The sequence below is a fragment of the Stenotrophomonas maltophilia genome (assembly GCF_004920835.1).
Lineage (GTDB): Bacteria > Pseudomonadota > Gammaproteobacteria > Xanthomonadales > Xanthomonadaceae > Stenotrophomonas > Stenotrophomonas maltophilia_AQ.
In genome coordinates this window covers 17,479-30,495 of record NZ_QFHO01000040.1, presented here as the reverse complement: position 1 = coordinate 30,495, position 13,017 = coordinate 17,479, and the positions used below count along the sequence as shown (strand labels likewise).

Genomic DNA, 13,017 nt, shown 5'->3' with positions numbered 1-13,017 from the left:
GGTTGGGTTCGCGGGAGTGTCCGCCGCATGGATGCGGCGGCCAAGCCTCCAGGGACGGATTCACGGCGTCTCCCGCGAACCCAACCCGCCCGGCCAAGCGCGGCTTTTGCTCATAGCCCCCCGCCACGAGGGGCTCAGCCGTTGGCTGGAATCACAGTTCCGAGCGAATGCGCTCGCGCAGCGCCTGCAGATCCTTGGCAAACGCATCGATACCCGTCGCCAGCTTCTCGGTCGCCATCGGATCGGCGGCCAGGTCGGCTGCGAACTTTGCCGCGTCGATCGGCGTCACCTGCACCGCTTCAGCGGCACCGGCCACCAGCTTGCGCGGCAGCTCGCCGTGGTCGGCGTCCAGCTTCTCCAGCAGGTCCGGCGAAATCGTCAGGCGGTCGCAGCCGGCCAGCGCTTCGATCTGCGCAGTCGAACGGAACGAGGCGCCCATCACCACCGTCGGCGAACCGCGGCGCTTGAATTCGGCGTACACGCCGCGCACGAACACGACGCCCGGATCTTCATCGATGCTGGCCGGGGTCTGGCCGTTGGCCACGTACCAGTCCAGGATGCGGCCCACGAACGGCGAGATCAGGAACGCGCCGGCTTCGCTGCAGGCCAGCGCCTGGGTCGGATTGAAGATCAGGGTCAGGTTGCAGTCGATGCCTTCGGCCTGCAGGATGCGCGCGGCTTCCACGCCTTCCCAGGTCGCGGCGATCTTGATCAGGATCTTCTCGCGCGGCACGCCTGCATCGGCGTACATCTGGATGAACTGGCGGGCCTTGGCCACGGTGGCAGCGGTGTCGTGGGCCTGGTCGGCGTCCACTTCGGTGGACACGCGGCCCGGCACCAGCGTGCTCAGCAGCGCGCCGACGCCGATGGTCAGGCGGTCGGCCACGGCATGCACCACGGCTTCGCGGTCGCCACCCTGCTGGCGGCCCCAGGCCAGTTCGCGTTCGATCAGCTCGGCGTACACCGGCAGGTCCAGCGCCTTCTTCACCAGGGTCGGGTTGGTGGTGCAGTCCACCGGCTGCAGGCGCTTGATTGCCTCGTAGTCACCGGTATCGGCAACGACCACGGACAGTTCGCGCAGCTGGGACAGTTTGGACGGGGTACTCATTACGGCTCCTGGTGCAGGGGGATCGAATCGCGCGCGGTGCGCAGCGGTAATCAGGGGCGGTCGTTGTGGACCGCAGTCACGCGCAGGCGCAGCTTGCGGCCGCCGGGCGCATTCCAGTCGATGCTCTGGCCGATGGCCAGACCAAGCAGGGCACTGCCGACCGGGGCCAGCACGGAAACCTTGCCTTCATCGACGTTGGCTTCGCGGGGGAAGACCAGGGTCAGGACGTGCTTCTCGCCCGACACTTCATCTTCGCACTCCACGCGCGAATGCATCATGACGATGCCTTCGGGAATCTGGTCCGGTGCCAGCACGGTGGCACGGTTGAGTTCTTCGGCAAGCGCGAGCGCGGCAGGCGTCTGGCTCAGCGCAGGGGATTCGAGCATGGCGTCCAGGCGGTCCATGTCGAAGGTAGAAACGGTGATCGACGGCGGCAGGCCGCTGGCGGTGTTCATGATGAAGCTCCTTGGTTGAAAGCCATGCAAAAGGCGGCACCTGCTGGCGCCGCCTGTCTGTATTGTGGGGACAAATGCGACCGGAATCGACTCCCACCGATTCCGGGCCGGTGCTGCGGGGGATCAGCCGTTCAGCGCGGGGCCGGGCAAGGCGGTCGCGTCGCTGGTGGCATTCAACGCATCAAGGGTGAACAGCGCCTGTGGCAGGCGCTTGAACTGGTCGGCCAGCTCCATCAGGAAGTCGTTCATGGCCGAGCTGCGGCGCCAGATCATGGCGATGCGGCGGCTGGGGCGGCCTTCGCCGGTGAAGTCGAGCAGGCGGATGTTGTTCGAGCGCGGCACCGGCGGCTGCACCGACAGGCTCGGCAGCAGGGTGATGCCGACGTCGGCAGCGACCATCTGCCGCAGCGTTTCCAGGCTGGTGGCGCGGAACTCGGACTTCTCGTTGGCACCGAACAGGCGGCAGACTTCCAGTGCCTGGTCGCGCAGGCAATGCCCGTCTTCCAGCAGCAGCAGCTTCTGCGTGGCAAGTTCCTGCACGTCCAGATGTTCGCGGCGGGCCAGCGGGTGGCGCCCGGAAACAGCCAGCAGGAACGGTTCCTCGAACAGGAACTCGGCATGCAGCTGGTCGTCGATCACCGGCAGTGCCAGCAGCGCAGCGTCGAGCTTGCCTTCGCGCAGGCGGTCCAGCAGCACATCGCTCTTTTCCTCGACCAACAGCAGTTCCAGCTCCGGGAAGCGATCGCGGATGCGCGGAATCACATGCGGCAGCAGGTACGGACCGAGGGTCGGGAAGATCCCCAGGCGCACCGTACCGGCTTCCGGATCGCGGCTGCGACGTGCGGCTTCCTTCAGTTGTTCCACCTCGGACACGATCACGCGTGCCCGTGCCGCCGCTTCCTGGCCGGCCGGGGTCAGCATCACCTTGCGCGGTGCGCGTTCCACCAGCGGCAGGCCCAGCTCTTCTTCCAGCTTGCGGATCTGCGTGGACAGCGTCGGCTGGCTGACGAAGCAGGAGGCGGCAGCCCGGCCGAAATGCTTGTGGTCGGCCAGGGCTACCAGGTACTTCAGATCACGTAGGTTCATCCTTACACCCCAGGGGTAACGGACCGGCTGACGGCATGGTTACCCGACAGGCAGACAATGTTCCCGGTGATCTGGGAACGATGGATCAGGCAGCTTCAGCAACAGCACCACTGCTGCTGCTCACCGACGAGCGGATCAGGTGGTCGAACGCACTCAATGCGGCGGTCGAACCGGCACCCATGGCAATGATGATCTGCTTGTAGGGTACCGTCGTGCAATCGCCAGCGGCGAACACGCCCGGCAGATTGGTCTGGCCGCGATCATCGATGACCACCTCGCCACGCGGCGACAGCGCCACCACATCCTTCAGCCACTCGGTGTTGGGCAGCAGGCCGATCTGCACGAAGATGCCTTCCAGCTCGACGCGGTGGGCGTCGCCGCCGACGCGGTCCTTGTAGACCAGGCCGGTGACGCGGCTGCCGTCGCCCAGCACTTCGGTGGTCTGTGCGCTGGTCAGCACGGTGACATTGGCCAGGCTGCGCAGCTTCTTCTGCAGCACTTCATCGGCGCGCAGGCTGGAATCGAATTCCAGCAGGGTTACATGCGACACGATGCCAGCCAGATCGATGGCTGCCTCCACGCCGGAGTTGCCGCCGCCGATCACCGCCACGCGCTTGCCCTTGAACAACGGGCCATCGCAGTGCGGGCAGTAGGCCACGCCCTTGTTGCGGTACTGGTCTTCGCCCGGCACGTTCATCTGGCGCCAGCGTGCGCCGGTGGACAGGATCACCGAACGCGACTTCAGCACCGCGCCGTTTTCCAGCTGCACCTGCACCAGGCCGTCTTCACCGGCCGGCACCAGCGCGCTGGCGCGCTGCAGGTTCATGATGTCCACTTCGTACTCGCGCACGTGCTGTTCCAGCGCCGTGGCCAGCTTCGGGCCTTCGGTCTCCTTCACCGAAATGAAGTTCTCGATCGCCATGGTGTCCAGCACCTGGCCACCGAAACGCTCGGCGGCGATGCCGGTACGGATGCCCTTGCGCGCGGCGTAGATCGCCGCTGCGGCGCCGGCCGGGCCACCGCCCACCACCAGAACGTCGAAGGCGTCCTTGGCGGCGATCTTCTCGGCATCGCGCTTGCCGGCGTTGGTGTCCAGCTTGGCCACGATCTGCTCCAGGGTCATGCGGCCCTGGTCGAACACTTCACCGTTGAGGTACACGGTCGGCACCGACATGATCTCGCGCTTCTCGACTTCGTCCTGGAACAGGGCGCCGTCAATGGCTACGTGCTGGATGCGCGGGTTGAGCACCGCGGCCAGGTTCAACGCCTGCACCACGTCCGGGCAGTTCTGGCAGGACAGCGAGAAGTAGGTTTCGAACCTGTAGTCGCCTTCCAGATTCTGCACCTGCTCGATCAACTCGGCGGTGGCCTTGGACGGATGGCCGCCGACCTGCAGCAGGGCCAGCACCAGCGAGGTGAACTCGTGGCCCATCGGCAGGCCGGCGAAGGTCAGGTGGATGTCCTGGCCCGGGGTGCCGAGGTCGAAGGACGGCACGCGGCCCTGGCCATCGCGCAGCACCTGCAGCGAAATCTTGTCCGACAGGCTGTCCAGGGTCTGCAGCAGTTCCAGCATTTCCTGCGACTTGGCGCCGTCATCGGCGTGCGCGGTGATCTGGATCGGGCGGGTCACGCGCTCCAGATAGGTCTTCAGCTGCGACTGCAGGTTGGCGTCCAACATCGGGTCATCTCCTGGCTTCAGGCAAACAGGGGGCGTGGCACCGCTGTAGAAGGTAGCGGACCAGCAGGGGGTAGGGGTGAACCCAAGACAGCGACCGTGGAAGGGGCTGGCTGGCCAAGGCGGGCGAGCGTTGGCTGTCTTGGGTTCACCCCCACGCCGGCGGGGGGACCGGCACGGGGATGAAAGGCGCGCCGTGGCGTGGGGCCACGGCAGGCCGGTACTGCTTTAGATCTTGCCGACCAGGTCCAGCGACGGGGTCAGGGTCTTCTCGCCTTCCTTCCACTTTGCCGGGCACACCTGGTTCGGGTTGGCGGCGGTGAACTGGGCAGCCTTCAGCTTGCGCAGGGTCTCGGAGACGTCACGGGCGATCTCGTTGGAGTGGATCTCCAGGGTCTTGATCACGCCTTCCGGGTTGATGATGAAGGTGCCGCGCAGGGCCAGGCCTTCTTCCGGAATGTGCACGCCGAAGGCGTTGGTCAGCTGGTGGGTCGGATCGCCGACCAGCGGGAACTGGGCCTTGCCGACAGCCGGCGAGGTTTCGTGCCACACCTTGTGCGAGAAGTGGGTGTCGGTGGTGACGATGTAGACCTCGGCGCCGGCCTTCTTGAACTCGGCGTAATGGTCAGCGGCGTCTTCGATCTCGGTCGGGCAGTTGAAGGTGAAGGCGGCCGGCATGAAGATCAGGACCGACCACTGGCCCTTCAGGGTGCTGTCGGAAACCTTGATGAACTCGCCATTCAGGTAAGCATTGGCTTCGAACGGCTGGATCTGGGTGTTGATCAGGGACATCGTTTTTCCTCTGGGTGAAGGGGAGTGGGTGAATCGACAGGACCTAGGTTACCGGCTCGCTATCGATAAGAACAATCCATTGATTGCATCTATTTGATAGGTGCAGTCTATCAAAAGGCCATGAGCTGACACTGAACCTTGCCACCCTCATCCTGCAACTGCCTGTGTGACAAGAGAAATCTTCCCAAGGCATGGAAAGGGGCCGATAGCCCCTCCTTATTCCCTCCGGCGGAAGCTGAACGGATCGCAGGTTTTTGTAGCGTCGAGCCACGCTCGGCTGGGTCTACCGCGAACAGCAGCCGAGCATGGGCTCGGCTCTACAATTGCGGAATGCCTTTCCAACCCGAACCCTCCCTGCGCCAGGTCGTGGCCGAGGCCAGTGCCCGCCTCGGCGGCGTAGAGGCCCGCCACGAGGCCGAACTGCTGCTGCTGCACGTGCTGGACCGCCCACGCAGCTGGCTGTTCGCGCATGCCACCGATCCGCTGGCCACCGCCGATCAGGCTGCCTTCGAAGCGTTGCTGGCACGCCGCGTGGCCGGCGAGCCGGTGGCCTATCTGACCGGTCGCCGCGGTTTCTGGACGTTGGATCTGGAAGTCGACCCGGCCACCCTGATTCCGCGACCGGAGACCGAACTGCTGGTCGAGCTGGCGCTGGAGCGCCTGCCGCCGGAACGCACGCTGCAGCTGGCCGACCTCGGTACCGGCAGCGGTGCCATCGCTCTGGCCCTGGCCAGCGAGCGGCCACAGGCCCAGGTGCTGGCCACCGATGCCAGCCCGGGTGCACTGGCTGTGGCTGCGCGCAATGCGGCCCGCCATGAGCTGCGCAACGTCCGCTTCGCCGAGGGCGGGTACGACTGGTATGCGCCGCTGCAGGGCGCGCGCTTCGACCTGATCGCCAGCAATCCCCCGTATATCGCCAGCGATGATCCGCACCTGGAACAGGGCGACCTGCGTTTTGAACCGGCCACCGCACTGTCTTCCGGCGTGGATGGCCTGGACGACATCCGCCGCATCGTCGATGGTGGCCAGGCCCACCTGCTGCCCGGCGGCTGGCTGCTGATCGAGCACGGTTGGGACCAGGGCGCCGCGATCCGCGCGCTGTTCGAGGCGGCGGGTTTCACCGATGTGCAGACAGTGCAGGACCTGGAGCAGCGCGACCGGATCACCCTGGGCCAGCGTCCGGCCTAGAATGGAGGTTCTCCTGCCCCGGCAGGGCATCACCCTGGAGCTGCAAGCATGCGTACGCTGTACCCCGCCATCACCCCCTACGACGTCGGCACCCTGAAGGTCGACGACCGCCACACGCTGTACTTCGAACAGTGCGGCAACCCGGACGGCAAGCCGGTGGTGATGCTGCACGGTGGCCCGGGCGGTGGTTGCAGCGACAAAATGCGCCAGTTCCACGACCCGTCCAAGTACCGCATCATCCTGTTCGACCAGCGCGGCGCCGGTCGTTCCATCCCGCACGCCGACCTGGTGGACAACACCACCTGGGACCTCGTCGCCGATATCGAGAAGCTGCGCGAGCATCTGAAGGTCGATCGCTGGCAGGTGTTCGGCGGCAGCTGGGGCTCGACCCTGGCGCTGGCCTACGCCGAAACCCATCCGCAGCGAGTGACCGAACTGGTCCTGCGCGGCATCTTCATGCTGCGTCGCTGGGAGCTGGAATGGTTCTACCAGGAAGGCGCCAACCGCCTGTTCCCGGATGCGTGGGAGCACTACCTGAAGCCGATCCCGTCGGTGGAACGTCATGACCTGATCTCGGCCTTCCACCGCCGCCTGACCAGTGAAGACGAAACCACCCGCCTGGAAGCGGCAAAGGCGTGGGCGGTGTGGGAAGGCGCGACCAGCTTCCTGCATGTGGACGACGACTTCATCAACAGCCACGAAGACCCGCATTTCGCGCTGGCCTTCGCACGCATCGAGAACCACTACTTCGTCAACGGTGGCTTCTTCGAAGTGGAAGACCAGCTGCTGCGCGACGCGCACCGCATCGCCGATATTCCGGGCGTGATCGTGCATGGCCGCTACGACGTGGTCTGCCCGCTGGCCAACGCCTGGGACCTCACCAAGGTCTGGCCGAAGGCGAAGCTGGAAATCACCCCGGCGTCGGGTCACTCGGCGTTCGAAGCCGAGAACGTGGACGCGCTGGTGCGCGCGACGGACAGCTTCGCCTGATTGCAGGTAGTGCCGGCCGCTGGCCGGCAACGCCTTACCGGTAGCGCCGGGCCATGCCCGGCGGCATTCCATTCCGCCGCCGCAATGCGGCTCGCCGGGCATGGCCCGGCGCTACCAACGCTCATCCACGCAAGGCGTGGATCTACCAATCCCCGGCCAGCAACGCGTCGGCCAGCACCTGCAGTTTCGGTGAATGCTGCCGCGAAGGCGGATAGATCAACGACAGCGCGCGGCTGCGGCCTTCAAACGGCTGCAGCACGCGCTGCAGGCGGCCATCGGCCAACGCGTCGGCCACCGCGAAATCCATCACCTGCACGATGCCGATGCCCGCAATCGCTGCCTCCACCAACGGGTCGCCGCAGTCAAACACCATCCGCGCCGGTGGCGTGACCTCGCGCAGCTGCCCGTCCTGCAGGAACTGCCAGTCCACCAGCCGGCCGCTGCGCAGGTTGCGCACCGCCAGGCAGGCGTGATCCTGTAGCGCCGCCACATCGACCGGCGCGCCGCAGCGGGCCAGGTAACCCGGGCTTGCCACCGTCACCCAGCGCAGTGGCTTCAACGGACGCGCCACCATGCGCTGATCAGCGATGGTGCCGGTGCGCAGGGCGGCGTCGAAGCCTTCCTCCACCAGATCCACCAGGCGGTCGCTGAGTACCGCTTCCACCAGCAGGTGCGGATGCTGCTGCAGCAACGGCCCAAGCAAAGGCACCAGCACCCTGCGCCCGAACATCGACGGCGCGCTGATCTTCAGCGTGCCTGAGGGCGTGCACGGACGGTCGGCCAACTGCCGCTCGGCATCGTCGAGGCCGGCCAGCAGCGGCGACACCTGTTCGACGAATTGGCGGCCGTCCGGAGTCAGTGCCACGTTGCGGGTGTTCCGCTGCAGCAGCTTCACTCCCAGGCTGGCCTCCAGCCGCCCGATCGCGCGCGACAGGCCGGATTGGCTCAGGCCGAGCTGGCCGGCGGCCAGGGTGAAGCTGCGGGCTTCGGCCACCTGCACCAACATGCGCACTGCGTTGAGGTCCATCGAGGCTGCATTCATGCTGAAAATCATGACAGATATGGCCGCCTAGGGGTTTATTGATTGGGCTGCATCAATGAGACTGCGTTCCCCCACCGTGCCAGACCGCCGATGCCTCCCCTCAAATACCCGCGCTGGGCGCTGACCCTGCTCGCCACCGCCCAGCTGATCATCGCCCTGGATGCCACCATCATTTTCGTCGCCCTGCATGACATGGGGCGCGCGCTGCAGATCAATGCGCAGCAGCTGCAATGGGTGGTCAGTGCCTACACCGTGGCCTTCGGTGGCAGCCTGCTGCTGGGCGGGCGCGCCGCCGACCTGATTGGCCGCCGTCGCTTCTACCGGCTGGGCATGCTGCTGTTCGCGCTGGCCTCGCTGCTCGGCGCGCTGGCGCCGAATGCCACGCTGTTGATCATCGCACGCGCCGCGCAAGGCGTCGGGGCGGCGCTGCTGTTCCCGGCCACGCTGGCGCTGATCAACACGCTGTACGCCGAAGGCCCGGTGCGCAATCGTGCGCTGGCGATCTGGAGCATGGCCAGCGCAGTTGGTCTGGCGCTGGGCACGCTGCTTGGTGGCGTGCTGACCCAGGCGTTCGGCTGGCCGGCAGTGCTGGCGGTGATCGTGCCGCTGGCCACCGCCTGCGCGCTTGCTGCCGGTGCGTGGCTGCCGGCCGACGGCCCGCGCGTGCACGGCCGTTCCTTCGACCTGGCCGGTTGCCTCACCGTCACCGCCGGCGGCAGCCTGCTGGTTACCACCTTGGTGCAGGGCCCGGAATGGGGCTGGACTGCGCCGGCCACGCTCATCTGCCTGCTGCTGTCAGCCGTACTGTTGACGGTGTTCGTGCAGATCGAAAAGCGCAGCCGTGACCCGCTGATGCAGTTCGCGCTGCTGCGCTTGCCCGGCCTGCGCGCGGCGCTCGGTCTGACCTTCGCCTTCATGAGCAGCTATGGCGTGCAGTACTACTTCCTGGCGCTCTACTTCCAGGATGGTTATGGCTGGAGCCCGCTGCAGGCCGGCATGGCCTTCCTGCTGCCGACATTGGTGTGCACCTTCGGCATCCGCATTGCCGAACGCATGCTGCGGCGCCGTTCGCCACGGCAGGTGCTGGCCCGGGGCTTCGCCGCCGGTGCCATCGGCATCACCGCGGTGGCGCTGGCGATGCCGCATGGCGCCAGCTACTGGCCGCTGCTGCCGGGCATCGTGGTGCTCAGCGTGGGCCAGGGCATGAGCTGGACGGCGATGTGGATCGTGGCCGGGCACGGCGTGCCGGGGCCGCAGCAGGGTGTGGCGTCCGGCATGGCCGCCACCGCACAGCAGATCGGCGGCGCGTTGGGACTGGCGGTACTGGTGATGGTGGCCAACGCCGCGCGCGGCATGCAGGCGGCAACCAGCCCTGATGCGCTGCAGGGCATGGTCAATGCACAGTACGGCGCCGCGCTGTTCGCCGCGTTCGGCGTGGTCATCGCGCTGGGCCTGCGCCCGGCAACAGTAGTGGTAGTGCCGGCCGCTGGCCGGCAAACACAATGACCCAACTACCCTGAGGTTGCCGGCCAGCGGCCGGCACTACCAACCCGGGATGGATCCACGCGCGTTCAACCCAATGCCAGCAACTGCGGCTGCAACGCGCTGAAGATCCGCGCCAGCCGCTGCGCCCACGCCAGCTGCCCGGCGGCATCGGCGATCAGATCCTGGCGGATTTCAAGTTCCACATGCACCAGACCGCGGCCCTCGCCATGCACAGGTACCGCGTAGTCGCTGGTGCTGCTGACCGAATACGGTTCGTTGTCACCCACCACCAGATCGCCTTCCTCGCGCAGTGCCTGCAGCAAGGCATGGGCAAAACGCGTGTCCTGGTGGTACAGCACGCCGGCATGCCACGGTCGCTGTGCGCCGTTCATCGCCGGGGTGAAGCTGTGCATCATGACCAGCAGGGTGGGGCGACCGGCATCGCGGCGTGCGTCCAGTTCCGCGTCGATGCGTGCGTGGTACGGCGCGTGGACAGCATCAATGCGCTGCTGCCGCTGCGCCGCCGACAGCCCGGCGTTGCCCGGTACCACGGTGTGGTCGCTCACTTCCGGAATCAGCGTCGGCGAGGCCAGCGGGCGGTTGCAGTCGATCAGCAGCCGCGAATAGGCCTGTTCGATTGCCCAGGCATCCAGCCGTTCGGCCAATGCGCGGGTGGTGCCGGCAATGCCGATGTCCCAGCCGATGTGGCGATCCAGTTCGACCTGCGGCAAGCCCAGGCCGGCGAGGGCGCGCGGCACCTGCTGGCCGGCGTGGTCGGCCAGCAGCAGGAACGGCGAAGCGCCCTGCGGCCGGTGGATCGTGTAGATCGCAGGATCACCGGCACCCAGCAGCGCCGGTAGTGAGTGCAGGTCGGCGTCAGCCACGTGGGCGCCCGTCCAGGTGATGCTCGATCATCCACAGGCCGGCCCAGAGCTTGGCGTCCAGCTCGTAGCCTTCGCCCATCTTCTGCACCAGCCACGCCGCCGCCTGTGCACGCGGGATCTCGTGCACGGTGATGTCCTCGCTGTCATCGCCTCCACCTTCGCCGATCCGGCGCAGGCCGGTGGCACGGACGAAGGCGATCTTCTCGCTGCTGGCGCCGGAGGACGTCGGGCCGATCATCAGCACTTCGGCGTGATCGGCGGTCCAGCCGGTTTCTTCTTCCAGTTCGCGTACGGCCGAGACCTCGATCGATTCGCCGGCATCGACGTCGCCGACCAGGCCGGCCGGCATCTCGATGGTGGGCGCCTGCAGCGGCACGCGGAACTGTTCGACGAACAGCACCTTGTCCTCCGGGGTAACGGCGATGATGATCGCCGCCAGGCCACCGGCGTGGGTGCGTTCGCTGTATTCCCAGGTGCCACGCACGACCATGCGCTGGTACTTGCCTTCGTAAACAACGCGCGGTGCTTCGGTGTTTCTCTGGCTCATGCGGGCTCGCTGGAAGTGGGGAAAGGGTCGGACATGCCGGCTGTGGTGGCAGCGCCGGGATCGTTCACGCCTGCGGCGTTGAACAGGCGGCGGCGGGTCAGCGGGCCGAAGCGCAGCGCCTGGCATAGGCCGCCCAGTAGTTCCGGGTCGGCTGACTGCCGCAGCAGGCCGGGCTGGCAGCCTTCCAGCGGCGCGTCCAGGGCAATGGTGGTCAGCTGCCGCCAGAGCTGGGCGTGCTCGCGCTGTTCGCGCAGGCGGACGGCCATCTGGGCGGCGCCGCGCAGGCGCAGGAAGGGCACTTCGTCCAGGCGTTCGTACAACGCGTCCAGGCTGCCGAAATGGGCCAGCAGTACCGCCGCCGACTTGGCGCCCACGCCGCTGATGCCGGGAATGTTGTCCACCGCATCGCCGCACAGCGCGAGGTAATCGGCGATCTGGTGCGCATGCACGCCGTGCCGCGCCTTCACCCCGGCTACGTTCCAGCGCTGGTTGCGTGCGTAATCCCACTGCTCATCGTGGTCCAGCAGCAGCTGCGACAGGTCCTTGTCGGCGGAGATGATCAGGCCGCGATGGCTGTGCCGGTGCTGGTGCAGCGCGCTGCCGATCAGGTCGTCGGCTTCGTAATCGTGGTGTGCCAGCACCACCAGGCCCAGCGCCGCACACAGGGCCTTGCAGTGCACGAACTGGCGCTTCAGCGCTTCCGGCGCCGGGTCGCGGTTGGCCTTGTAGGCCGCATACAGGCGATGGCGGAAGCCACTGTCCAGCGCCTCGTCGAAGGCGATGGCGATGTGCCGGGGGCGTTCGCGCTCGAGCAGGTCCAGCAGGAAGCGGGCGAAGCCGTGCACGGCGTTGGTCGGCCAGCCCTGGCTGTCCTGGAACTCGTCCGGCAGCGAATGCCAGGCGCGGAACACATAGATGCTGGCATCGACCAGATAAAGCGGCGGCGGCACCGGCGGAACACTTACGGCGCTCACTGCCCGGTCCAGTCCTGCAGCAGGGCGGCGGCGTCGGGGCGCTCGCGCTCGGGCACTTCGGCCTTCGGCGTGCCGATGTGGATGAAGCCGGCGATGCCCTCGCCCTCGGCCAAGCCCAGATGGGCATGCACGGCTGGATCGAAGGCCATCCATGCGGTCAGCCATTGCGCACCGAAGCCCAGCGCCTGCGCGGCCTGCAGCAGGGCGAAGCAGACGCAGCCGGCGGTCATCAGCTGTTCCTGCTCGGGCACCTTCGGGTCCGGGCGCGGGCTGGTCACCACCACGATCACCAACGGCGCATGGCTGAAACGCTGGCGGTCTTTCTCGAACACGGCGTCGCCCGCGTGCGGGTCGCGCTGGCGGCTGCGCTCTGCCAGGAAGTCGCCCAGAGTGTGACGTGCATCGCCAGCGATCTTCAGGAAGCGGAACGGCACGCGCTTGCCGTGGTCAGGCACACGCACCGCGGAGACCAGCATCCGTTGCAGAGTAGCCGGGTCCGGTCCAGGCTCGCCCAGTTGCCGCGAGGGTACTGAGCGGCGGGCATCCAGGGCGAGCAGGGCGGCGGGGTCGGGCATGGAGTCTGAACCGGTCATCACGGGTGTTTGATTATAGTCGGGGTGGTCAAAGACGCCGTTTGTGTCGCGTCCGGACCTTGAATATCAAACTGTGATGAACGTCATGCCACTGGCGGGAAAAGGACGGCCGCTTCCCCTCGCCTCGCAGGCCTTGCACGGCTTACGATATCTATCTTGCCGGGCCGCCGGTCATGAGGTTTGAAGTGAGGACTGTTT

At 66.9% G+C, this 13,017-nt stretch carries 13 protein-coding genes; 3 read left to right on the top strand and 10 right to left on the bottom strand.

The features are described from left to right. Nucleotides 1-151: 151 nt before the first annotated feature. The 5 genes from DI041_RS19690 to ahpC all read right to left on the bottom strand — a co-directional run bounded on the left by DI041_RS19690 (nucleotide 152) and on the right by ahpC (nucleotide 5,116). Nucleotides 152-1,108 carry a transaldolase gene (locus DI041_RS19690; RefSeq protein ID WP_046985200.1) on the bottom strand — a complete coding sequence of 319 codons (957 nt, stop codon included), beginning with the start codon at nucleotides 1,106-1,108 and terminating at the stop codon, nucleotides 152-154. Between the two features lie 50 nt (nucleotides 1,109-1,158). Beyond that, nucleotides 1,159-1,563, bottom strand: a complete 405-nt coding sequence (rnk, locus tag DI041_RS19685; protein ID WP_014036052.1) for a nucleoside diphosphate kinase regulator — start codon at nucleotides 1,561-1,563, stop codon at nucleotides 1,159-1,161. 123 nt (nucleotides 1,564-1,686) lie between these two features. Continuing rightward, complete coding sequence (locus DI041_RS19680) at nucleotides 1,687-2,649, bottom strand: LysR substrate-binding domain-containing protein (protein WP_046985201.1); 963 nt, start codon at nucleotides 2,647-2,649, stop codon at nucleotides 1,687-1,689. 85 nt (nucleotides 2,650-2,734) lie between these two features. Continuing rightward, nucleotides 2,735-4,327 carry an alkyl hydroperoxide reductase subunit F gene (gene ahpF, locus DI041_RS19675; protein WP_136639796.1) on the bottom strand — a complete coding sequence of 531 codons (1,593 nt, stop codon included), beginning with the start codon at nucleotides 4,325-4,327 and terminating at the stop codon, nucleotides 2,735-2,737. A gap of 225 nt (nucleotides 4,328-4,552) precedes the next feature. Beyond that, on the bottom strand, nucleotides 4,553-5,116 hold the full coding sequence (ahpC, locus tag DI041_RS19670; protein ID WP_004144811.1) for an alkyl hydroperoxide reductase subunit C: 564 nt from the start codon (nucleotides 5,114-5,116) through the stop codon (nucleotides 4,553-4,555). Between the two features lie 330 nt (nucleotides 5,117-5,446). Here ahpC and prmC point away from each other — a divergent pair, with 330 nt between their 5' ends. After that, nucleotides 5,447-6,304: a peptide chain release factor N(5)-glutamine methyltransferase gene (gene prmC, locus DI041_RS19665; RefSeq protein WP_136639797.1), complete on the top strand. Its 858-nt coding sequence runs from the start codon at nucleotides 5,447-5,449 to the stop codon at nucleotides 6,302-6,304. Nucleotides 6,305-6,352: 48 nt separating this feature from the next. Further along, nucleotides 6,353-7,294, top strand: coding sequence for a prolyl aminopeptidase (gene pip, locus DI041_RS19660; protein WP_046985204.1), 942 nt, complete (start codon nucleotides 6,353-6,355; stop codon nucleotides 7,292-7,294). A gap of 142 nt (nucleotides 7,295-7,436) precedes the next feature. Here pip and DI041_RS19655 read toward each other — a convergent pair whose 3' ends face one another. Next, a complete protein-coding gene (locus DI041_RS19655; protein ID WP_136639808.1) occupies nucleotides 7,437-8,321 on the bottom strand; it encodes a LysR family transcriptional regulator in 885 nt (294 codons plus the stop codon). Nucleotides 8,322-8,426: 105 nt separating this feature from the next. Between DI041_RS19655 and DI041_RS19650 the strand changes: the two genes are divergently transcribed. Beyond that, nucleotides 8,427-9,842 (top strand): MFS transporter, encoded by a 1,416-nt coding sequence (locus tag DI041_RS19650; protein ID WP_136639798.1) that lies wholly within the window; start codon nucleotides 8,427-8,429, stop codon nucleotides 9,840-9,842. Nucleotides 9,843-9,907: 65 nt separating this feature from the next. Here DI041_RS19650 and DI041_RS19645 read toward each other — a convergent pair whose 3' ends face one another. Genes DI041_RS19645 through DI041_RS19630 form a run of 4 tightly spaced genes read right to left on the bottom strand, consistent with a single transcriptional unit; the run spans nucleotide 9,908 to nucleotide 12,801 of the window. Then, a complete protein-coding gene (locus DI041_RS19645) occupies nucleotides 9,908-10,705 on the bottom strand; it encodes an N-formylglutamate amidohydrolase (RefSeq protein WP_136639799.1) in 798 nt (265 codons plus the stop codon). Continuing rightward, complete coding sequence (locus DI041_RS19640; RefSeq protein WP_046985207.1) at nucleotides 10,698-11,252, bottom strand: NUDIX hydrolase; 555 nt, start codon at nucleotides 11,250-11,252, stop codon at nucleotides 10,698-10,700. The genes DI041_RS19645 and DI041_RS19640 overlap by 8 nt, the downstream gene beginning before the upstream one ends. Further along, complete coding sequence (locus DI041_RS19635; RefSeq protein WP_248298516.1) at nucleotides 11,249-12,226, bottom strand: 5'-3' exonuclease; 978 nt, start codon at nucleotides 12,224-12,226, stop codon at nucleotides 11,249-11,251. The genes DI041_RS19640 and DI041_RS19635 overlap by 4 nt, the downstream gene beginning before the upstream one ends. After that, on the bottom strand, nucleotides 12,223-12,801 hold the full coding sequence (locus tag DI041_RS19630; protein ID WP_046985227.1) for a nitroreductase family protein: 579 nt from the start codon (nucleotides 12,799-12,801) through the stop codon (nucleotides 12,223-12,225). The genes DI041_RS19635 and DI041_RS19630 overlap by 4 nt, the downstream gene beginning before the upstream one ends. Nucleotides 12,802-13,017 lie beyond the last annotated feature (216 nt).

Excerpts from the sequence above, each read along its gene's own strand:
- DI041_RS19630 (WP_046985227.1), bottom strand. The coding sequence starts at position 12,801 with ATGCCCGACCCCGCCGCCCTGCTCGCCCTGGATGCCCGCCGCTCAGTA.
- rnk (WP_014036052.1), bottom strand. The coding sequence starts at position 1,563 with ATGAACACCGCCAGCGGCCTGCCGCCGTCGATCACCGTTTCTACCTTC.
- ahpF (WP_136639796.1), bottom strand. The coding sequence starts at position 4,327 with ATGTTGGACGCCAACCTGCAGTCGCAGCTGAAGACCTATCTGGAGCGC.
- DI041_RS19640 (WP_046985207.1), bottom strand. The coding sequence starts at position 11,252 with ATGAGCCAGAGAAACACCGAAGCACCGCGCGTTGTTTACGAAGGCAAG.
- DI041_RS19680 (WP_046985201.1), bottom strand. The coding sequence starts at position 2,649 with ATGAACCTACGTGATCTGAAGTACCTGGTAGCCCTGGCCGACCACAAG.
- prmC (WP_136639797.1), top strand. The coding sequence starts at position 5,447 with ATGCCTTTCCAACCCGAACCCTCCCTGCGCCAGGTCGTGGCCGAGGCC.
- pip (WP_046985204.1), top strand. The coding sequence starts at position 6,353 with ATGCGTACGCTGTACCCCGCCATCACCCCCTACGACGTCGGCACCCTG.
- DI041_RS19650 (WP_136639798.1), top strand. The coding sequence starts at position 8,427 with ATGCCTCCCCTCAAATACCCGCGCTGGGCGCTGACCCTGCTCGCCACC.
- DI041_RS19655 (WP_136639808.1), bottom strand. The coding sequence starts at position 8,321 with ATGGACCTCAACGCAGTGCGCATGTTGGTGCAGGTGGCCGAAGCCCGC.
- ahpC (WP_004144811.1), bottom strand. The coding sequence starts at position 5,116 with ATGTCCCTGATCAACACCCAGATCCAGCCGTTCGAAGCCAATGCTTAC.
- DI041_RS19690 (WP_046985200.1), bottom strand. The coding sequence starts at position 1,108 with ATGAGTACCCCGTCCAAACTGTCCCAGCTGCGCGAACTGTCCGTGGTC.